Here is a 20,731-nt window from a genome sequence, read left to right as displayed (position 1 = left end):
TCCCCTCGTCGAAAGCGTAGGTCCACCGTGCGGATCATGCCTGTGGAGAGCCGGATTTCCCTCCCTTGGAGCAAGGGGGGACGGCGCTCATCCGCCGCGGCGCGCGTACCGGTCCGTCGCCGCCACCAGCGCGGCGTCACCGGCGTCGCCCGCGTCGTGACCGGCCTCGTCCACGATCGTCAACTCGCTGTCCGGCCAGGCGTGGTGGAGGCGCCAGACGATGCCGAGGAGGTTGCCGAGGTCGAGGCTGCCCTGGACGAGGGTGCCGGGGACGCCCTTGAGGAGGTGGGCGTCGCGCAGGACGACCTCCTGGTCGTCGCCGCCGTCGCCGAGGAAGTGGTCGTTGCCCCAGTAGTGGGTGACGGTACGGGCGAAGCCCATGCGGAACACCGGGTCCCGGAAGCGTGGGACCGAGTCCGGGGGCGCGGGGATCATCGCCGTCTCCCAGTCGGTCCAGGCCTTCGCGGCCCGTTCCCGGACCCGCGGGTCGGGTGACTCCAGCAGCCTGTTGCAGGCGGCGGCCAGGTTGCCGTCGCGCTCGTCGGCGGGCAGCGCGGCGAGGAGGCGTTCGTGGGCTTCCGGGAAGACCCGCCCCAGCCCGCGGGTCAGCAGGGCCACTTCGGCGTGGGAACCGGTGGCGACTCCGGTCAGCACGAGTTCGGACACGACCCCCGGGTGTGTCTGCGCGTACCGCAGTCCGAGCACCGAGCCCCACGACACGCCCCACACCAGCCACCGCTCGATGCCGAGGTGGGTGCGCAGGCGCTCCAGGTCCGCCATGAGGTGGGCGGTCGTGTTGACGCGCATGTCGGTGGTGTGGTCGCTCGCGGGCGGTGTCGAACGACCGGCTCCGCGCTGGTCGAGCAGCACGATGCGGTAGGCGGCGGGGTCGAAGTAGCGCCGGAGGTTCGGGCCGGCGCCGGAGCCCGGCCCGCCGTGCAGCACCACCGCGGGTTTGCCCCGCGGGTTGCCGCTGGTCTCCCAATGAACGCGGTTGCCGTCACCGACGTCGAGCATGCCGTGGTCGTACGGTTCGATCTCCGGATACCTGGCCATCGGAACACCGTAGTGCCGGCGGCGGGGCCGCTCATCTCATTTCCGCGCGGGCAGTCCCGCCGCCCCGGCCGCCGCGCGCAGGACGTCGCGGAGCATCTCGGGGGTGAGCCGGCCCGTGAACGTGTTGCGCTGGCTGACGTGGAAGCAGCCGAAGAGGTGGAGGCCGGATCCGTCGGGGGCGTCCAGGGTGACGTGGGCTCCGTGCGCGAAGGCGGGCCGGGGCCGGGGCACGGTCCAGCCGGCCTCGGCGAACGCGGGCAGCGCGGCCTGCCAGCCGAAGGCCCCCAGGACGAGCGCGGCCCGTACCGTCGGCCGCAGCAGACGCAGCTCCTGCACCAGCCAGGGCCGGCAGGCGTCCCGCTCCTCGGGGGTGGGCCTGTTGGCGGGCGGGGCGCAGTGCACGGGCGAGGTGACGCGCACGCCGTACAGCTCCAGACCGTCCCCGGCGCGGGTGGAGTCCGGCTGCGAGGCGAGCCCCACGTCGTACAGCGCCTGGTACAGCACGTCCCCGGAACGGTCCCCGGTGAACATCCGGCCGGTGCGGTTGCCCCCGTGGGCGGCGGGCGCCAGGCCGACGATCAGCAGCCGGGCGTCCGCCGGCCCGAATCCGGGCACCGGCCTCCCCCAGTACGTCCAGTCCGCGAACGCGGCCCGCTTGGTCCGGGCGACCTCCTCACGCCAGTCGACCAGCCGGGGGCAGGCACGGCAGCCGGCGATGCGCCGGTCGAGCCGGTCGAGGCCATGGGGGTCCATGGCTCCACGGTAGGTGTTCGGGGCGGGAGAAAACCCCGCACCACCGGCCGGGCCCGGGAGTTAAGGTCGGGACCATGGCTTCTGAGAGTGCCGAGGACCCCAGGACCGCCGCCGCCGTGGCCGCCGCCGAGGCGGCGGGTCCGGGCAGTGGTGAGTCCGTGCGGATCGACAGCTGGATCTGGTCGGTGCGGCTGGTCAAGACGCGGTCGCTCGGCGCCGCCGCCTGCAAGGGCGGGCACGTCCGGGTGAACGGCGAGCGCGTGAAGCCCTCGCACTCCCTCCGCGTCGGTGACGAGGTGCGGCTGCGGGCCGAGACCCGGGAGCGGATCGTCGTCGTCAAGCGGCTGATCCGCAAGCGGGTCGGCGCCCCCGTGGCCGTCCAGTGCTACATCGACAACTCCCCGCCGCCCCCGCCCCGCGAGGCCGTCGCCCCGGCCGGTGTCCGCGACCGCGGCGCGGGCCGCCCGACCAAGCGCGACCGCCGGGAGATGGAGCGGCTGCGCGGGCTGGGCGGGCCCGGCCCGTTCGGCGGGCCCGGGGGACCCGGCGGACCGGGCGGCAGCGGTGACCCGGGCGCCGCGCCCGGCGGAACCGGCAGGCGGGGTGGGTCCGCCGGACGCGGGACGGCAGGCGGACGCAAGCCCCGGGGCAAGGGGACCGGTGGTGCGGCCCGGCCGTGAACGCGGGCCGCGCGCTCAGGTCCCGGACACCGGCACCGCCCTCACCCACACCCGGTCCTCCGTCAGGTACCGGTCCACCTTCAGGCCCGCCTCCGCCAGTGCCTCCTCGAACCGCTCCCTCGTCAGGGGGCGGGCGCGGAACGTCTGGGTCCAGGTCGCGTCCGGGAACACGTACTCCGCGTGCACCGAGTCGACCCCGTCCCCGGCCGGCTCCACCGACACGATCCGCACCGTGAAGCCGGCCGGGTCCACCCGCTCGCGCGGCACATCGGTGTGGTAGTCCTCGCCCTCCCGCTGGATCAGCACGCACCCGCCCTTCGCCAGATGCCGCACGCAGGTGCGCAGCATGCCCCGCCGCACCTCGACGTCCCCCGCGTGCACCAGGAACGACGCGAGCAGCACCACGTCGAACGTCTCGCCGAGGTCGAGCCGCTCCACGGGGCCGCATATCGTCCGCGCCCCGCGCACCCGCGCCAGCATCTCGGCGGACTCGTCCACCGCCGTGACCTCGAAGCCGCGCTCCAGCAGCGCGTGGGTCATCCGCCCCGCGCCGCTGCCCAGCTCCAGGATCCGCGCCCGCGCCGGCACCGCGGCGGCGATGATGTCCGGCTCGTCCCCGACGGGCAGCCGCGCGTACAGCTCCACCGCGCAGCCGTCCGGGGTGATCGCCCCGGGGCCCGTCCCCTCGTAGCCCTCACGCATGTTCCGTTCCATATCCGTCAAACGGCCGGTCTCCGCACGCCCGTTCCCTCTTCGTTCTGGTTCATCCGACCGAGTGACGCGTGGTCCCGGCCCCGGTTCGGGGAACCCGGAACGCACGAGACCGGTGCGGACGGGGTGGTGACCGCGATGCGTACGGGCAGTGAGCCGGCGACCGCGCGCAGTCCTCTGCGGATGCGTTTCTGGCTGAGCGTGTGGGGCGTGGTCTGGACGGTGTCCGGCACGGTGGCGTTCGCGCTCGCGGGGTATCCGGGCTGGGCCCTCGTCTGCGGGCTGCTGTGGCTGGTCGTCACGGTCGACCTGGTCGTCGTCCTGCGGCACATCCGCCAGGGCCCGCATTACCAGCCGGGGCGCGACGTGCCTCCGTACCAGCCGCCGAGGAGCCGCCCGTAGCGCGGGCCGTCACGCGTCGAAGCGGGCCGCCTTCAGGTACTCGGGGTTCGGGTCCAGCGCGGCCGCCAGCCGGAAGTGGCGCTTGGCCGGGTGGGGGCGGCCCTGCCGCTGGTAGGTGCGGGCGAGCGCGAAGTGGGCGAAGGCGTTGTCCGGCTCGCGCTCCAGGACGAGGGAGAACTCCAGCTCGGCGGGGCGCAGCTGGGCCGCCGCGAAGAAGGCACGGGCGCGCAGCAGCCGAGCGGCGGTGTTCTCCGGATGGACGTCTATGACGCCGTCGAGCAGCTTCACCGCGCCCCTCGGATCGCGGGAGGCGAGCAGCTGCTCGGCGGCACGGAAGTCGATGACATGCGTTTCCGGCGTACGTCCGGTCGAACCGCTGGTCTCGGGCACGGCGGGATCCTTCCCTCGCTGAAGGGGTTCAACGCCCCGTCCGGCACCCGCTATTCCGGGTGGGAGGTCCGCGCCCGGCGGACGAGCCCGGACCACACGTCCTTGACGCGCTGTTCCAGCTCGTCGAGGGGGACGTCGTTGTCGATGACGAGGTCGGCGATCTCCCGGCGCTGCTCGCGGGTCGCCTGGACGGCCATCCGCGCGCGTGCGTCCTCCTCCGTCATGCCGCGCCGGCCCACGAGCCGGTCGAGCTGGGTTTCGGGGCTCGCGTCGACGACGATCACGAGGTCGTAGAGGGGGGCCAGGCCGTTCTCCGTGAGGAGGGGGACGTCGTGGACCACCACGGCGTCCTCGGCGGCGGCCTCCTCCAGCTCGCGGGAGCGGGCGCCCACCAGGGGGTGGACGATCGAGTTGAGGACGGCCAGTCTCTCCGGGTCGGCGAAGACGACGGAGCCCAGCTTGGGCCGGTCGAGCCGGCCGTCCGCGGTGAGGACCTCCGGGCCGAAGGCGTCCACGACCGCCGCGAGACCGGGCGTCCCCGGTTCGACTACCTCACGCGCGATCCGGTCCGCGTCGATCAGCACGGCCCCGCACTCGACGAGCAGCCGCGACACCTCGCTCTTGCCGGCACCGATACCGCCGGTCAGGCCCACTTTCAGCATGGGGAGCAGCCTACGGCGTCAGCCGTCGCCCTCCCGCTCCGCCAGGAAGCGTTCGAACTCGCGGCCGATCTCGTCCGCCGACGGGATCTCCACCGGCTCGGCGAGCATGTTGCCCCGGGTCTCCGCGCCCGCCGCGGCGTCGTACTGGTGCTCGAGGCCCTGGACGAGGGCGGTGAGTTCGTCGTCGCCCTCCTGGATCTGGCGGTCGATCTCCGTCTGGGTGCGGTGGGCGTCGGTGCGCAGCCCGTGGGCGACACCGGGCAGGACCAGGCCCGTCGCGGCCGTGATGGCCTCCAGGGCGGTCAGCGCCGCGTCCGGGTACGGCGAACGGGCGATGTAGTGCGGCACGTGCGCGGCGACGCCCAGGACGTCGTGCCCGGCCTGCATGAGCCGGTACTCGACGAGCGCCTCGGCGCTGCCGGGCACCTGCGCCTCGTCGAAGGCGCTGCCGGCCACCGGGACGAGGTCGGCGCGGTTGCCGTGCGGGGTGAGACCGACGGGCCGGGTGTGCGGGACGCCCATGGGGATGCCGTGGAAGTTCACCGACAGGCGTACGCCGAGCCGCTCCACGATCTGCTGGACGGCGGCGGCGAAGCGCTCCCACTCCACGTCCGGTTCGGGCCCGGAGAGCAGCAGGAAGGGCGCTCCCGTGGCGTCCTGGACGAGGCGCACCTCGATGGCGGGCACCTCGTAGTCGCTCCACCGGTCGCGGGTGAAGGTCAGCAGCGGGCGCCGGGCGCGGTAGTCGACGAGCCGGTCGTGGTCGAACCGGGCGACGACCTGGTGGGGCAGCGAGTCGAGCAGCCGGTCGACGATCTGGTCCCCGGTCTCCCCCGCGTCGATGTATCCGTCGAAGTGGTAGAGCATGACAAGTCCGGCCGACTCCTGGGCCAGCGCCATGTCGACGACGCCGAGCCCCTTCGGCTCCCATGCGTACAAACCCTGCGGATCAAGCACAGTGACCGCTCCTCCTCATGTCCGTACAGCACAACGTGACACACGGCACCGACATTCCCGGGCGCGGGCGGCCCGTCGTCAAGGGCGCGGGCGACTCCCCCCAGGGGGCGCGGGGAACCGGGCGGGAGCCCCCACCGGTCCCGCGGCCGGCCCGCCTCCCGAAACGCAGCACTGAGGGGCCGTACCCCGAAAGGTACGGCCCCTCAGTCAACCGCTAGGCGTCAGCGGAGAGCGTTCAGCTCTGTCCACCCGCCAGCTTCTCGCGCAGAGCGGCCAGCGCCTCGTCCGAAGCCAGCGCACCGGACTGGTCGCCGCCCTCGGAGGAGTACGAACCGCCACCGGACGCGGCCGGAGCGGCGGCCTCGCCACCCTCGGCAGCGGCCTTCTCGTCCGCCTCGCGGGACTTGATGACCTGCGCCTGGTGCTGCTCGAAGCGCTGCTGCGCCTCGGCGTACTGGGTCTCCCACGCCTCGCGCTGGGTCTCGTAGCCCTCGAGCCAGTCGTTGGTCTCGGGGTCGAAGCCCTCGGGGTAGATGTAGTTGCCCTGGTCGTCGTAGGACGCGGCCATGCCGTACAGGGTCGGGTCGAACTCGACCGCCGACGGGTCGGCGCCGAAGGCCTCGTTGGCCTGCTTCAGCGAGAGGCTGATGCGACGGCGCTCGAGGTCGATGTCGATGACCTTGACGAAGATCTCGTCGTTGACCTGGACGACCTGCTCCGGGATCTCCACGTGGCGCTCGGCCAGCTCGGAGATGTGGACCAGACCCTCGATGCCCTCGTCCACGCGGACGAACGCACCGAACGGAACCAGCTTCGTGACCTTGCCGGGCACGACCTGGCCGATCTGGTGGGTACGGGCGAACTGCTGCCACGGGTCTTCCTGGGTCGCCTTCAGCGACAGGGAGACACGCTCGCGGTCCATGTCGACGTCGAGGACCTCGACGGTGACCTCCTGGCCGACCTCGACGACCTCGGAGGGGTGGTCGATGTGCTTCCAGGACAGCTCGGAGACGTGGACCAGACCGTCGACGCCGCCCAGGTCCACGAAGGCACCGAAGTTGACGATCGAGGAGACGACGCCGGAACGGACCTGACCCTTCTGGAGGGTGGTGAGGAACGTCTGGCGGACCTCGGACTGGGTCTGCTCCAGCCAGGCACGGCGGGACAGGACCACGTTGTTGCGGTTCTTGTCCAGCTCGATGATCTTCGCCTCGAGCTCCTTGCCCACGTAGGGCTGGAGGTCGCGGACACGGCGCATCTCGACCAGGGAGGCCGGGAGGAAGCCGCGGAGGCCGATGTCGAGGATGAGACCACCCTTGACGACCTCGATGACGGTACCGGTGACGATGCCGTCCTCTTCCTTGATCTTCTCGATGGTGCCCCAGGCACGCTCGTACTGGGCGCGCTTCTTCGAGAGGATCAGGCGGCCTTCCTTGTCCTCCTTCTGGAGGACCAGGGCCTCGATCTCGTCGCCGACGGCGACGACCTCGTTCGGGTCGACGTCGTGCTTGATCGAGAGCTCGCGGCTCGGGATGACACCTTCGGTCTTGTAACCGATGTCGAGCAGGACCTCGTCCCGGTCGACCTTCACGATGACGCCGTCGACGATGTCGCCGTCGTTGAAGTACTTGATCGTCTCGTCGATCGCTGCGAGGAAGGCTTCCTCGTTACCGATGTCGTTGACCGCAACCTGCGGGGTGGTGGCGGTGGTCTCGGTGCTGCTCGTCATGTGGGAAAGGGCTCCGGTACGGACATTGAAGTCGTAGGTACTGCTACGCCGGAGCCCGTTTCGCTCTGCAGAAGCCGGACAGCCAAGGAAGCGTCCCACCGTTGACCAGTGATGACGCCTCGAGAACCGAGGGGACATACAACAGATGCAAGCGCAGCCTGCTACGTCTGAGGTGCGCAGGCTCGCAGCGCAACTTGTAGCATACGGGGGCAGCCGGGCAGGGTCAATGCGCGAAGCACCCACCCGGGGCGGATCGCCGCATAACCGGCACAACTGCGGTGCTCCGAGGCCGTGCGGGGGCGAGGGAGAGACCCCTTCGGCGACACGGCGGGGACCGGCTGGACGGAAGAGTACGACGAGGGAGCCCATCATCCAAGAGCCCGAAGCACCCGAACCGGAGGCGACCCGGCGGCAGGCCGGTGTCACGGAGAGCTCCCGCGCCAACCGGGGCTGGTGGGACCGCAACGCGGACGAGTACCAGATCGAGCACGGCACGTTCCTCGGCGACGACCGCTTCGTGTGGGGGCCCGAGGGCCTGGACGAGGTGGAGGCGGAACTGCTCGGCCCGCCGGAGGAGCTGAAGGGGCGGGACGTCCTGGAACTGGGCGCCGGCGCGGCGCAGTGCTCGCGCTGGCTGGCCGCGCAGGGGGCGCGGCCGGTGGCGCTGGACATCTCGCACCGGCAGTTGCAGCACGCCCTGCGGATCGGCGGGCCGGTCCCGCTGGTGTGCGCCGACGCGTGCGCGCTGCCGTTCGCGGACGGCTCCTTCGACCTGGCCTGCTCGGCGTACGGGGCGCTGCCCTTCGTCGCCGATCCGCGGCTGGTGCTGCGCGAGGTGCGGCGGGTGCTGCGGCCCGGCGGCCGGCTGGTCTTCTCGGTCACGCATCCGATCCGCTGGGCGTTCCCGGACGAGCCCGGCCCGGAGGGGCTGAGCGTGTCCGCGTCGTACTTCGACCGCACTCCCTACGTCGAGCAGGACGAGGGGGGCCGCGCGGTGTACGTGGAGCACCACAGGACGCTCGGGGACCGCGTCCGTGACGTCGTCGCCTCGGGGTTCCGGCTGGTGGACCTGGTGGAGCCGGAGTGGCCGGCCTGGAACACCTCCGAGTGGGGCGGCTGGTCGCCGCTGCGCGGGAATCTGATCCCGGGGACGGCGATCTTCGTGTGCGTGCGGGACTGAGTGCGTGATCCGTCACGACGCCCTGGACGCCCTTCCCGTGCGCGAGGCCCTGCCGGGGCTGACCGGCGCGCTCGACGCGCACGGCACCGCCGTGCTGGTGGCGCCGCCGGGGACCGGCAAGACGACGCTGGTGCCGCTAGCGCTGGCGGGGCTCCTCGGGGACGGACCCGCGCGGCGGGTGGTGGTCGCCGAGCCGCGGCGGATCGCGGCCCGCGCGGCGGCACGGCGGATGGCGTGGCTGCTGGGCGAGCGGGTCGGCGGGTCGGTCGGTTTCACCGTGCGCGGGGAGCGGGCGGTGGGACGGCACACGCGCGTGGAGGTCGTCACGACGGGTGTGCTCCTCCAGCGCCTCCAGCGCGACCAGGAGCTTTCCGGTGTGGACGTGGTGGTGCTCGACGAGTGCCACGAGCGGCACCTGGACGCGGACACGGCGGCGGCGTTCCTGTGGGACGTGCGCCAGGCCCTGCGCCCGGAGCTGCGGCTGGTGGCGGCGTCGGCGACGACGGACGCGGAGGGCTGGGCCCGGCTGCTGGGGGACGCGCCGGTGGTCGAGGCGCGCGGTGCCGCGTTCCCGGTGGAGGTGGTGTGGGCGCCTCCCCCGCGCGCGGTGCGGCCGCCGCACGGGACGCGGGTCGATCCTGCGCTGCTGGCGCACGTGGCGTCGGTGGTGCGGCGGGCACTGGCGGAGCGGGACGGGGACGTGCTGGCGTTCCTGCCGGGGGTCGGCGAGATCGCCCGGGTGGCCGGGCGGCTCGGGGACCTCGGCGGTGTCGACGTGCTCCAGGTGCACGGGCGGGCGCCGGCCGCCGTGCAGGACGCGGTGCTGTCCGCCGGGGAGCGGCGCCGGGTGGTGCTGGCGACCTCGGTCGCGGAGTCGTCGCTGACGGTTCCGGGGGTGCGGGTGGTCGTGGACTCCGGGCTGGCGCGCGAGCCGCGCGTGGACCACGCGCGGGGGCTCGGCGCGCTGACGACGGTACGGGCCTCCCGCGCGGCGGGGCGGCAGCGGGCGGGACGGGCCGGGCGCGAGGCCCCGGGGGCGGTGTACCGGTGCTGGGCGGAGGCGGAGGACGCGCGGCTGCCGCGGTTCCCCTCCCCCGAGATCAAGGTGGCCGACCTGACGGCGTTCGCGCTCCAGGCGGCCTGCTGGGGCGATCCGGACGCCTCGGGGCTGGCGCTGCTGGATCCCCCGCCGGCCGGGGCGATGGCGGCGGCCCGCTCCGTCCTGACGGCGATCGGGGCGGTGGGCCCCGACGGGCGGGCCGGTGAGCGCGGGGCGCGGCTGGCCGGCCTGGGCCTGCACCCGCGTCTGGGGCGCGCCCTGCTGGACGCGGCACCGGTGGTGGGTCCGGACCTCGCGGCCGAGGTGGTCGCCCTGATCGGCGAGGAGCCGCCGCGTGAGTACGGCGACGACCTCGCCGCCGCGCTGCGGGCCGCCCGGCGCGGCGGCGACCCGTACGCCACCCGCTGGCGCAGGGAGGCCGACCGCCTCCGCCGGCTGGTCCCCGCCACCGCCGGCGAGACGGCACGGGGCTCCCTGCCGCCGCCGGAGGCGGGGTCCGACGCCGGTTCCGGCTCCGGCACCGGGGACGGGACCGATGCCGCGGTCGAGCCCGGCGTCCCGCCGGCCGCACAGGACTTCGGCGCCCCGGCGCAGGGTGCCTCTCCCGCGCCGGGGCGCCGCGCCGGGACCGCGCCCGCCGCACGGGCCCCCGGCCGCACCGCACCGGGGCTCGCCGGGGAGGACGGGCGTGCCGGGCTGGTGGTGGCGCTCGCGTTCCCGGAGCGGGTGGCCCGCGCGGAGGGCGGTTCGTACCTGATGGTGGGCGGGACACGGGCGGAGGCGGGGGCGGGATCGCAGGTGCGGGGCGCCGAGTGGATCGCCGTTGCCGTGGCCGACCGCCCGGTGGGGCGGGGGCACGCGCGCGTGCACCTCGGGGGCGTGGTCGACGAGGGGATCGCGCGGGTCGCGGCGGGGGCGTTGCTGGAGCACCGGGAGGAAGTGTGCTGGGGCGACGGGGACGTCGTCGCGCGGCGGGTCGAGCGGCTCGGGGCGGTGGAGGTGGCCGTGCGGCCGTACACCGGCGCCGACCCCTCGCTCGTACGGGCCGCGCTGCTGGACGGGCTGCGGCGGGAGGGGTTCGGGCTGCTGCGGTGGCCGGCCGGGGCGGCCGTGCTGCGGCAGCGGCTGGCCTTCCTGCACGGCCGGCTCGGTGAGCCGTGGCCCGATGTCTCCGACGAGGCGCTGCACGCGCGCGCGGAGGAGTGGCTGGAGCCGGAGCTGAGCCGTGCCCGGCGGCGGGCCGATCTCGCGCGGATCGACGCCGGGCAGGCGCTCGCGCGGCTGCTGCCCTGGGCCTCCGGCGAGGCCGTACGGCTCGACGAGCTCGCCCCCGAGCGGATCACCGTGCCCAGCGGGTCCGGAATCCGGATCGACTACTCCGACCCGGAGCGGCCGGTGCTCGCCGTGAAGCTGCAGGAGATGTTCGGGCTCCAGGAGTCGCCACGGGTGGCCGGGGTGCCGCTGCTGGTGCACCTGCTGTCCCCGGCCGGGCGGCCCGCCGCCGTGACCGCCGACCTCGCCTCGTTCTGGCGGGACGGCTACCAGGGCGTACGGGCCGAACTGCGCGGGCGCTACCCCAGGCACCCGTGGCCGGAGGATCCGGCCACCGCCGAGCCGACCCGGTACACCAACGCCCGGCTCCGGCGGTGATCGGTTCCGCGTTCCGTCAGGCGGTGGGGCTCGCCGACGGGTCGGCGGACGGGGCCGGGGACTCCGCCCCGGCCGCCGCCTCCACGGTCAGTTCGACCGTGACGGTCGCCCCGCCCGCGGTGGTGACGCGGAGCAGGAACGTGCCGGCGGTGTCGTCCGCGTACAGCCGGGGCAGCTTCAGCAGACCGTCCGCGTCCGTCGTCAGACCGCTCAGGGTGCGCACGGCCTTGCCGTCGGCGTCCTCGAAGTAGGGGCCCTTGTCGTTCACGGCCGGGTCGTCGGCCGACTTGATCAGCGTGGCGGTGGCGGCCACCCGGTCGGCGGCGACGCCCTCGTACGTGGCCTTCAGCTCGACCGTGTCCGCGAACTCGCCGCCCGGCGTGCAGGTGAGCGCCTCCTCGCCGGTGCGGACGAGGGTGTCGGCGGCGCGCTCGGTGACCGTCGCCCTGTAGGCGACGCCCTTGACCGTACGGCCGGCCACCGTGGCCTGGACGGCGACGGGACCGGTCTTCTCGCCCGCCTGGAGCGCGGGGGCCACGGCGACGCCCGAGCCGTTGGTGACGACGACGGCCATGCTCTCGCCGCCGGTGAAGGTGGTGTCGGTGTCGCCGACGATGGTGAACCGGATCCGCACCTTGGCCACGGCCTTGCCGTCGTCCGTCTCCGCGCGGGTGCTGATCCGCTCGGTGAACGCGTCGCCCGCCATCGCGGTGAGCGTCGCGGTGCCGGCGTCCTCCAGGTGGTCCACCGTGTCGGTCGCGGTGGGCGGAGTGGTGCCGGTCGGCGGCGGGCTCGGGTTACCGGAGTCGACCGGCGGCTTGGAGTCCGGGACGGACGGCTTGGCCGGCTTGGACGGCTTCGTGCCGGGCTTCGGCGTCACCGGCGTGCTCGGCGTCGTCGGGGAGGTCACCGTGGCGCTGTCGCTGCGGTCCGTGGGCAGTGTGCCGGTGCCGTCCGGGATCTCGTGGGTGCCCCTGCGGTAGTACTCCAGCCACGACATGACGGTGTTCAGGTACTCCGTCGAGTTGTTGTAGCTGAGGATCGCCCGGTCGAGGTCGCGCTGGTCGGACAGGTCCCAGTCGAAGCGGCACAGGTAGTGGCCGGCGGCGAGGGCGGCGTCGTAGATGTTGTTGGGGTCCTGACGGCCGTCGCCGTTGCCGTCACGGCCCGCCCACTCCCAGGTGGAGGGGATGAACTGCATGGGGCCGACGGCCTGGTCGTAGGAGCTGTTGCCGTCGTAGGCGCCGTCGTCGGTGTCCTTGATGAGGGCGAAGCCGTTGCCGTCGAGCTGGGGGCCGAGGATGGGCGAGAGGGTGGTGCCGTCGGCGTCGACGCGTCCGCCGCGGGCCTGACCGGACTCCACCTTGCCGATGGCGGCGAGCAGTTGCCAGGGCAGGTTGCAGCCGGGCTTCTTCTCGCGCAGCGCGGCCTCGGCCTTCTTGTAGGCGTCGAGGACGGTCGCGGGTATGCCGGCCTCGGTCACGCCGGACACGTCCGTCCCGGTGCTCGCGGACGGGGCGGGGTTCGGGCTGTTGAGCGGCGGCAGGTCCGTGTAGTACGGCGAGTTGCCGGTCGCACCGGCGGCGTCGGCGGCCTCCTCGGGCGAGGGCGTGGTGTCCGAGGTGGTCCGTCTGCCCTGGTCGTCGGTGGTCGCGCCCGGAGCCTGGGAGGCGGCGAGCGCCGCGACCGCCGCCGCGGCGACGGCGGTGGTCGTCACTCCCTTGCGCAGCCTCCTGCCGAATTGCGCCGCCATAGAGTGAACCCCTCCCGTGGACGCCGTGGCGTCCGTCAGCCTGTGTTGTGTTCGCCCTGGTGTGACGATCCGACCGCCCCTCTGGTTGCCCTCCTGTGGGCGTCCGGCGCGACGGTTCTCGTGACCCTACGACAACTTCCTTTGCTCCGGCACCCGTTCCTGCCCGGTATTCACCGGTTGGCCACGTTCCCGCGTGGCGGGGGGTCGGTGCGGGGCGTCCCGCATACTGGGGCCTGCCGATCGGGCGGGTCCACGGGTCCGGTCAACCACCTTCGTGAGGAGCCCCGTTGCCGTTCACGCTGAGCCATGCGGCGGCGGTGCTGCCCGCCGTGCGCACGGACGGGAGCGGACGGGGCTCCCTGGTTCCGGCCGTGCTGGTCGCGGGCAGCTTCGCTCCCGACATGACCTATTACGCGGCGAGTGTCCGGTCCGGGGCGATGGAGTTCGGTGACGTCACCCACGGGTTCCGGGGTGTGTTCACGGTCGACGTGCTCATCGCCTGGGTGCTGGTGGGGCTGTGGCTGCTGGTGCGGGAACCGCTGGTGGCGCTGTTGCCGCGGGCCCTCCAGGGGCGGGCGGCGGCGCTGCTGCGCTGTGGGGCGCCGCGTGCGCGGGTGCGGCCGTCACTGGTGGCGCGCTGGTACGTCTCGGCCGTGGCGGGGGCGACGACGCATGTGGTCTGGGACGCCTTCACGCACCTCGACCGGTGGGGGATGCGGGTGTTCCCCGTGCTGGGCGAGGAGGTGGCCGGGTCGCCGCTGTACTGGTACCTGCAGTACGGCGGCTCGGCGGTGGCCGCGGTCGTCATCGCGCTGTTCGTGGTGCGGGCGCTGCGGCGGGTGCCGGACGGCGCCGGGCCCTCGGGGGTCCCGCCGCTGTCCGCCGGGGACCGCTGGTGGGCCGTGGCGCTGCTCGGCGGGTGCGCGGTGGTGGCGGCGGTGCAGCGGGCCTCGCGGTGGTGGGATCACTGGGGCTCGACCGCGAAGCCCTGGGAGCTGGTTCCGACGGTGTGCTTCGGCGCGGGCGCGGGGCTGGTCCTCGCGCTGCCGCTGTACGCGGTGGCCGTCAGGGTGTGGCGTCCGGCCACGGGGGTCCCTGCGGGCGCCGGTGCGCGGCGGCCGCATCGTACGGGCGCACGCTGAGGGTGTCGCTCGCCGCGACGAACACGGTGACGGTGCGGACCGGGCGGGGCCGGGGCAGCAGGGTGAGCGCCAGGGTGAGGTAGGCGCGGGCCAGCTCGGCCCACAGCCGCCACGGCGGCTGCTCGCCCGCGGGGCCCACGGCGGTGGGGGTGCGGGCTGTTCTCCGGCGGCCGTCGGCGACCCGGCGGCCGAGGTGCGCCGTGACGTTCCGCAGCGCGGTCGCGGGGGTGCGGGCGGTGCTTGCGGCGGCCGCGAAGACCGGAACCGGTGGGGACACCGGATGTCCGCCGGGGCGCGGGGGTGCGTTGCCTGCCGCTGTGCGGTGAAGCATGCGTATGCCCATGCATGGCATGGTGTCCGCCCGTCCCGGCGGCGGCTTTTCCGCGGGGGCCACGCGAGTGAAGGTCCCTCCGGGGCGGCGGGGTCGGGCGGCGGGCTCGCGCAGGGGGTACGGGCACGCCCGGCACCGCCGGACGTCATCGCGGTGACCCGCCAGGACCGGACCGGCCCGGCACCGCCGGACTGCGCCCTGGCGGTGCTCCCCGTCCCGGCGACGACGGCGGAGACGGCACGGGCGGGCCGGTCACGGGGCGCTGCCCCCCGGGGGCCGGCTCGGCGTCGCCGGGACGCGCCGTGGTGTTCGTCGTCGCGGCGGGAACGGGGGGACCGGGTCTCGCTCGGCGAGGGCGAGGGCCGGGGCGTCCCGGCCCCGGCCCTCGCCTGCGGCGGGTCAGTGGGCCGCCGACTCCCAGTCGGCGCCCGCGCCCACCGAGACACCCAGGGGGACTCGGAGCCGTACCGCGGCGGACATTTCCCGGCGGACCAGGTCCTCCACCGCGGCGCGTTCGCCGGGGGCCAGTTCCAGGACGATTTCGTCGTGGACCTGCAGGAGCATGCGGGAGCTCAGGTCCGCCTCGCGCAGCGCCCGGTCCACGTTCAGCATGGCGATCTTGACGATGTCGGCCGCCGTGCCCTGGATCGGCGCGTTCAGCGCCATGCGCTCCGCGGCCTCGCGGCGCTGGCGGTTGTCGCTGTTGAGGTCGGGCAGGTAGCGGCGGCGGCCGAAGAGCGTCGCCGTGTAGCCGGTCGCCCGGGCCTCGTCGACGACCCGGCGCAGATAGTCCCGTACGCCGCCGAAGCGCTCGAAGTACGCGTCCATCAGGGCGCGCGCCTCCGCCGCCTCGATGTTCAGCTGCTGGGAGAGGCCGAAGGCGGACAGCCCGTACGCCAGCCCGTACGACATCGCCTTGATCTTGCGGCGCATCTCCGCGTCCACCGCGGACCGCTCGACCGAGAACACCTGTGCCGCCGCCGTGGTGTGCAGGTCCTCGCCCGAGGTGAACGCCTCGATCAGGCCGGCGTCCTCGGAGAGGTGGGCCATCACGCGCAGCTCGATCTGGCTGTAGTCGGCGGTGAGGAGCGACTCGAAGCCCTCGCCGACCACGAAGCCGCGGCGGATCGCGCGGCCCTCGTCCGTGCGGACCGGGATGTTCTGGAGGTTGGGGTCCGTCGAGGACAGACGGCCCGTCGCGGCGACGGTCTGGTTGAACGTGGTGTGGATACGGCCGTCCGCGGCGATCGTCTTGATCAGGCCCTCGACGGTGACGCGCAGCTTCGCCTGCTCACGGTGGCGGAGCATGATCACCGGCAGTTCGTTGTCGGTCTGTGTGGCGAGCCAGGCCAGGGCGTCGGCGTCCGTGGTGTAACCGGTCTTCGTCCGCTTCGTCCTCGGCAGGGCCAGCTCGCCGAAGAGGACCTCCTGGAGCTGCTTGGGCGAGCCCAGGTTGAACTCGTGGCCCGCCGCCGCGTGCGCCTCCTTCACCGCCTGCTGCACGGCACCCGCGAACATCTGCTCCATCGCCTGGAGGTGCTCCCGGTCGGCCGCGATGCCGTGCCGCTCCATGCGGGCGAGCAGCGCGGACGTGGGCAGCTCCATGTCACGGAGCAGGTCCGCCGCGCCCACTTCCTCCAGGCGGCCCCCGAACGCCCCGCCCAGGTCGAGGACGGCACGGGCCTGCACCATCAGCGCCTCGGCCTGGGCGCCGTCGTCGGCGCCGAAGGCCAGCTGGCCGTCGGGCGCGGCGGCGGGCGCCAGCTCGCGGTGCAGGTACTCCAGGGACAGCGCGTCCAGGTCGAAGGAGCGGCGGCCCGGCTTCACCAGGTACGCGGCGAGCGCGGTGTCCATGGTGACGCCCTCGATGGTCCAGCCGTGCTCGGCGAAGACCCGCATCGCGCCCTTGGCGTTGTGGAACACCTTGGGCCGGTCCGCGTCGGCGAGCCAGGCCGAGAACGCCCGTTCGTCGGCCTCGTCCAGCTCGGACGGGTCGAACCAGGCGGCCGGTCCGGCGGACGTGGCCAGCGCGATCTCGGCGACCGAGCCGGTGCCGAGGGCCCAGGTGTCGACCGTGGCGACGCCGAGCGGGCCGGTGCCGTGCTCGGTGAGCCAGCCGGCCAGCTCGCCGGTGCCCAGCACCGTGCCGTCCAGCTCCACGCCGGCCTCGGCGACCGGGGTGGCCTCGGCCTCCTCCGCGCCCGGGTCGACGGCGAACAGCCGCTCCCGCAGCGACGGGTTCCTGATCTCCAGGGTGTCCAGGATCATCGTCACGGCCTTGCGGTCGTAGGCGGCCCGCTCCAGGTCGAGGACGCCCTTGGGCAGCTCGACCGCGCGCTCCAGCTCGGTGAGCCGGCGGTTGAGCTTGACGGACTCCAGGTGGTCGCGCAGGTTCTGCCCGGCCTTGCCCTTGACCTCCTCGACGCGCTCGACCAGCTCGGCGAAGGAACCGAACTGGTTGATCCACTTCGCGGCCGTCTTCTCGCCGACGCCGGGGATGCCGGGCAGGTTGTCCGACGGGTCGCCGCGCAGCGCCGCGAAGTCGGGGTACTGCGCGGGGGTCAGGCCGTACTTCTCGAAGACCTTCTCCGGGGTGAACCGGGTCAGCTCGGAGACGCCCTTCGTCGGGTACAGCACCGTGGTGTGCTCGGAGACCAGCTGGAAGGAGTCCCGGTCGCCGGTGACGATCAGCACCTCGAAGCCCTCGGCCTCGGCCTGGGTGGCGAGGGTGGCGATGATGTCGTCCGCCTCGAAGCCCTCGACGGCGAAGCGGTCGGCGCGCATCGCGTCGAGCAGCTCGCCGATGAGCTGGACCTGGCCCTTGAACTCGTCCGGGGTCTTGGAGCGGTTCGCCTTGTACTCGGTGAACTCCTCCGAGCGCCATGTCCTGCGGGAGACGTCGAAGGCGACGGCGAAGTGGGTGGGGGCCTCGTCACGGAGGGTGTTGGCCAGCATCGACGCGAAGCCGTAGATCGCGTTCGTCGGCTGGCCCGTCGCGGTGGTGAAGTTCTCCGCGGGCAGCGCGAAGAACGCGCGGTACGCGAGGGAGTGCCCGTCCATGAGCATCAGGCGGGGGCGGGTTCCGCCGGGGGTCCGTTCGGTCTTCTTCGATGCTGTCTCTGCCACGTGTCCGATCCTGCCACGTGGCACCGACAGTCGGTCCCGTCCGCGGCCGGCGGAACGGGTCCGCCCCCGTCCCTTCCCGCCCCGTTCCCGGGACACGGGCCGCGTGACAGGATCGGAGGCGTACCTCACACGTGCGGGAACAAGGAGTGCGCGATGGCGACGAAGCCGCCCCAGGGTGATCCGGTCCAGGACGCGCCGCAGGTCGCCGAGCCGAAGCACGCGGCCGCGGGGCTGCCGGCGATCGGGCACACCCTGCGGATGGCCCAGCAGCAGATGGGCGTGAAGCGGACGGCGCTGACGCTGCTCAGCGTGAACCAGAAGAACGGCTTCGACTGCCCGGGGTGCGCCTGGCCGGAGCCGGAGCACCGGCACCGCGCGGAGTTCTGTGAGAACGGGGCGAAGGCCGTGGCCGAGGAGGCCACCCTGCGCCGGGTCACCCCGGAGTTCTTCGCCGCGCACCCGGTCGCCGACCTGTCCGGCCGCAGCGGCTACTGGCTGGGCCAGCAGGGCCGGCTGACGCACCCCATGTACCTCCCCGAGGGCGGCGAGCACTACGAGCCGGTCACCTGGGAGCGGGCCTTCGACATCGTCGCCGAGGAGATCGCCGCCCTCGGCTCCCCGGACGAGGCCGTCTTCTACACCTCCGGACGCACCAGCAACGAGGCCGCCTTCCTCTACCAGCTGTTCGCCCGCAGGCTCGGCACCAACAACCTGCCCGACTGCTCCAACATGTGCCACGAGTCGTCCGGTTCGGCCCTGTCGGAGACGATCGGCGTCGGCAAGGGCAGCATCCTGCTGGAGGACCTCCACCAGGCCGACCTGATCATCGTCGCCGGCCAGAACCCCGGCACCAACCATCCGCGCATGCTGTCCGCCCTGGAGAAGGCCAAGGCGAACGGAGCGCGGATCATCAGTGTCAACCCGCTGCCGGAGGCGGGTCTGGAGCGCTTCAAGAACCCGCAGACCGCCAAGGGGCTCACCACCGGCGCCGCCCTGACCGACCTGTTCCTGCAGATCCGCATCGGCGGCGACCAGGCCCTGTTCCGCCTCCTCAACAAGCTGATCCTCGACACGCCCGGCGCGGTCGACGAGGAGTTCGTGCGCGAGCACACGCACGGTTACGAGGAGTTCGCCGAGGCCGCGCGCGCCGCCGACTGGGCGGAGACGCTCACCGCGACCGGTCTCACGCGCGGGGACATCGAGCGGTGCCTGCGGATGGTCCTCGCATCGGAGCGCACCATCGTGTGCTGGGCGATGGGGCTCACCCAGCACAAGCACTCCGTGCCCATGATCCGCGAGGTCGTCAACTTCCTCCTGCTGCGCGGCAACATCGGCCGCCCGGGTGCGGGCGTGTGCCCGGTGCGCGGTCACTCCAATGTGCAGGGCGACCGCACCATGGGCATCTTCGAGCGGCCCGCGCCCGCGTTCCTGGACGCCCTGGGGAGGGAGTTCGGCTTCGCACCGCCGCGCGAGCACGGTTTCGACGTCGTACGGGCCATCCGCGCCCTGCGCGACGGGAGGGCGAAGGTCTTCTTCGCCCTGGGCGGCAACTTCGTCTCCGCCTCCCCCGACACGGAGGTCACCGAGGCCGCGATGCGCCGGGCCCGGCTGACGGTGCACGTGTCGACCAAGCTGAACCGCTCGCACACCGTGACGGGCGCGCGCGCCCTGATCCTGCCGACGCTCGGCCGCACGGAGCGCGATCTGCGGGGCGGCGGCGAGCAGTTCGTGACGGTCGAGGACTCCATGGGCATGGTGCACGCCTCGCGCGGACGCCTCGAACCGGCGAGCGGGCAGCTGCTGTCCGAGCCTGCCATCGTGTGCCGGCTGGCCCGCCGCGTCCTCGGCGAGGACGACACGGTGCCGTGGGAGGAGTTCGAGAAGGACTACGCGACGATCCGCGACCGCATCGCGCGGGTGATCCCCGGCTTCGAGGACTTCAACGCGCGCGTGGCCCGTCCCGAGGGCTTCGCGCTCCCGCACGCCCCGCGCGACGAGCGCCGCTTCCCCACCGCCACCGGCAAGGCCAACTTCACCGCCGCGCCGGTGGAGTACCCCGAGCTGCCGAAGGGCCGGCTGCTGCTGCAGACGCTGCGCTCGCACGACCAGTACAACACCACGATCTACGGTCTCGACGACCGCTACCGGGGCATCAGGAACGGCCGCCGCGTGGTGCTGGTCAACCCCGAGGACGCGCGGGAGCTGCGGCTCGTGGACGGCAGTTACGTCGATCTGGTCGGCGAGTGGAAGGACGGGGTGGAGCGCAGGGCGCCCGGTTTCCGCGTCGTGCACTATCCGACGGCGCGGGGCTGCGCGGCGGCGTACTACCCGGAGACGAACGTCCTGGTGCCGCTGGACGCCACCGCGGACACCAGCAACACCCCGGCCAGCAAGTCCGTCGTGGTGCGTCTGGAACAATCGGCGACCGACTGAGCGTTCGCTCAGCAGAGAGCCGTACCGACGCGCGACGAAGGAGCCGGGCCCATGGGAGAGCAGCAGCAGGTGAAGTTCCCGCAGGAGGTCGTCGAGGAGTACGCAGCGCTCGGTGTGGACCTGCCGGCGTTGTTCTCGGCGGGTCACCTGGGCACGCGCATGGGCGTGCAGATCCTGGAGGCGTCGGCGGAGCGGGTCGTCGGGACGATGCCGGTGGAGGGCAACACCCAGCCGTACGGGCTGCTGCACGGCGGCGCCTCCGCCGTACTGGCCGAGACGCTGGGGTCGGTGGGGTCGATGCTGCACGGCGGCAGCTCCAGGATCGCCGTCGGCGTCGACCTCAACTGCACGCATCACCGCGGCGTCCGCTCCGGCCTGGTCACCGGGGTCGCCACTCCGGTGCACCGGGGGCGGTCCACGGCGACGTACGAGATCGTCATCACCGACGAGGCGGACAAGAGGGTGTGCACCGCGCGGCTGACCTGCCTGCTGCGGGACGTCCGGCCCGGCGACGGGGAGCGGGCGGCGGACTGACCGCGGGCGGTGCGGGGAGCGTCCGCCCCGCACCACCGCTGCCGCCGGGCGCCGGCCGTCCCGCCGTGCGGGCACGGGGCGGCCGGGGCTCCTCGGACGCGTCTTCCCCGGCGGCGTTCGTGACGGGCCCCGTGGTGACCGGCTGCGGCGCGTCCGGTTCCGGCCACGCGTCCGGCGGGCGC

17 protein-coding genes are annotated in these 20,731 nt (G+C 73.6%); 7 read left to right on the top strand and 10 right to left on the bottom strand.

Going from position 1 to position 20,731, the window contains the following annotated elements; all coding sequences use genetic code 11:
- Nucleotides 1–87: 87 nt before the first annotated feature.
- Nucleotides 88–1,056: a prolyl aminopeptidase gene (pip, locus tag ACFY3N_RS12740; protein WP_390816649.1), complete on the bottom strand. Its 969-nt coding sequence runs from the start codon at nt 1,054–1,056 to the stop codon at nt 88–90.
- A 36-nt stretch (nt 1,057–1,092) separates the two neighbouring features.
- The gene (locus ACFY3N_RS12735) at nt 1,093–1,809 is read right to left on the bottom strand and encodes a uracil-DNA glycosylase (RefSeq protein ID WP_390816648.1); all 717 of its coding nucleotides are present in this window, start codon (nt 1,807–1,809) and stop codon (nt 1,093–1,095) included.
- Between the two features lie 74 nt (nt 1,810–1,883).
- Here ACFY3N_RS12735 and ACFY3N_RS12730 point away from each other — a divergent pair, with 74 nt between their 5' ends.
- On the top strand, nt 1,884–2,489 hold the full coding sequence (locus ACFY3N_RS12730; RefSeq protein WP_390816647.1) for an RNA-binding S4 domain-containing protein: 606 nt from the start codon (nt 1,884–1,886) through the stop codon (nt 2,487–2,489).
- 15 nt (nt 2,490–2,504) lie between these two features.
- Here the strand turns inward: ACFY3N_RS12730 and ACFY3N_RS12725 are convergent, their stop codons facing one another.
- A complete protein-coding gene (locus tag ACFY3N_RS12725) occupies nt 2,505–3,191 on the bottom strand; it encodes a class I SAM-dependent methyltransferase (RefSeq protein WP_390816646.1) in 687 nt (228 codons plus the stop codon).
- Between the two features lie 147 nt (nt 3,192–3,338).
- Between ACFY3N_RS12725 and ACFY3N_RS12720 the strand changes: the two genes are divergently transcribed.
- Nucleotides 3,339–3,602 (top strand): DUF6343 family protein, encoded by a 264-nt coding sequence (locus ACFY3N_RS12720; RefSeq protein WP_390816645.1) that lies wholly within the window; start codon nt 3,339–3,341, stop codon nt 3,600–3,602.
- Between the two features lie 9 nt (nt 3,603–3,611).
- Here the strand turns inward: ACFY3N_RS12720 and ACFY3N_RS12715 are convergent, their stop codons facing one another.
- From ACFY3N_RS12715 to rpsA, 4 genes are all read right to left on the bottom strand, one after another.
- Nucleotides 3,612–3,992, bottom strand: a complete 381-nt coding sequence (locus ACFY3N_RS12715) for a M48 family metallopeptidase (RefSeq protein WP_004932551.1) — start codon at nt 3,990–3,992, stop codon at nt 3,612–3,614.
- Between the two features lie 50 nt (nt 3,993–4,042).
- Entirely contained in the window at nt 4,043–4,654 is a 612-nt protein-coding gene (gene coaE, locus ACFY3N_RS12710; protein ID WP_390816644.1) for a dephospho-CoA kinase, read from the bottom strand.
- 18 nt (nt 4,655–4,672) lie between these two features.
- Nucleotides 4,673–5,611, bottom strand: a complete 939-nt coding sequence (locus tag ACFY3N_RS12705) for a PAC2 family protein (protein ID WP_390816643.1) — start codon at nt 5,609–5,611, stop codon at nt 4,673–4,675.
- 235 nt (nt 5,612–5,846) lie between these two features.
- A complete protein-coding gene (gene rpsA / locus ACFY3N_RS12700; protein WP_030228486.1) occupies nt 5,847–7,340 on the bottom strand; it encodes a 30S ribosomal protein S1 in 1,494 nt (497 codons plus the stop codon).
- A 226-nt stretch (nt 7,341–7,566) separates the two neighbouring features.
- On the opposite strand from rpsA, the gene ACFY3N_RS12695 reads away from it, so the two are divergent.
- Nucleotides 7,567–8,520: a class I SAM-dependent methyltransferase gene (locus tag ACFY3N_RS12695; RefSeq protein ID WP_390816642.1), complete on the top strand. Its 954-nt coding sequence runs from the start codon at nt 7,567–7,569 to the stop codon at nt 8,518–8,520.
- A 4-nt stretch (nt 8,521–8,524) separates the two neighbouring features.
- Nucleotides 8,525–11,230 (top strand): ATP-dependent RNA helicase, encoded by a 2,706-nt coding sequence (locus tag ACFY3N_RS12690; RefSeq protein ID WP_390816641.1) that lies wholly within the window; start codon nt 8,525–8,527, stop codon nt 11,228–11,230.
- A gap of 16 nt (nt 11,231–11,246) precedes the next feature.
- On the opposite strand, the gene ACFY3N_RS12685 is transcribed toward ACFY3N_RS12690, so the two are convergent.
- On the bottom strand, nt 11,247–12,983 hold the full coding sequence (locus tag ACFY3N_RS12685; protein ID WP_390816640.1) for a lytic transglycosylase domain-containing protein: 1,737 nt from the start codon (nt 12,981–12,983) through the stop codon (nt 11,247–11,249).
- 287 nt (nt 12,984–13,270) lie between these two features.
- Between ACFY3N_RS12685 and ACFY3N_RS12680 the strand changes: the two genes are divergently transcribed.
- Entirely contained in the window at nt 13,271–14,125 is an 855-nt protein-coding gene (locus tag ACFY3N_RS12680) for a DUF4184 family protein (RefSeq protein ID WP_390816639.1), read from the top strand.
- Here ACFY3N_RS12680 and ACFY3N_RS12675 read toward each other — a convergent pair.
- Together ACFY3N_RS12675 and polA are read right to left on the bottom strand one after the other, a co-directional pair.
- A complete protein-coding gene (locus ACFY3N_RS12675) occupies nt 14,049–14,402 on the bottom strand; it encodes a hypothetical protein (RefSeq protein WP_390816638.1) in 354 nt (117 codons plus the stop codon). The genes ACFY3N_RS12680 and ACFY3N_RS12675 overlap by 77 nt on opposite strands.
- 453 nt (nt 14,403–14,855) lie before the next feature.
- On the bottom strand, nt 14,856–17,582 hold the full coding sequence (gene polA / locus ACFY3N_RS12670) for a DNA polymerase I (protein ID WP_390816637.1): 2,727 nt from the start codon (nt 17,580–17,582) through the stop codon (nt 14,856–14,858).
- Nucleotides 17,583–17,735: 153 nt separating this feature from the next.
- Between polA and ACFY3N_RS12665 the strand changes: the two genes are divergently transcribed.
- Together ACFY3N_RS12665 and ACFY3N_RS12660 are read left to right on the top strand one after the other, a co-directional pair.
- Nucleotides 17,736–20,015 (top strand): FdhF/YdeP family oxidoreductase, encoded by a 2,280-nt coding sequence (locus tag ACFY3N_RS12665; protein ID WP_390816636.1) that lies wholly within the window; start codon nt 17,736–17,738, stop codon nt 20,013–20,015.
- A 51-nt stretch (nt 20,016–20,066) separates the two neighbouring features.
- Nucleotides 20,067–20,549 (top strand): PaaI family thioesterase, encoded by a 483-nt coding sequence (locus ACFY3N_RS12660; protein WP_390816635.1) that lies wholly within the window; start codon nt 20,067–20,069, stop codon nt 20,547–20,549.
- Nucleotides 20,550–20,731 lie beyond the last annotated feature (182 nt).

The organism is Streptomyces sp. NPDC000348 (genome assembly GCF_042898795.1).
GTDB lineage: Bacteria > Actinomycetota > Actinomycetes > Streptomycetales > Streptomycetaceae > Streptomyces.
Note: the sequence above shows the minus strand (reverse complement) of the source record. Positions and strands in the feature narration are given on the sequence as shown.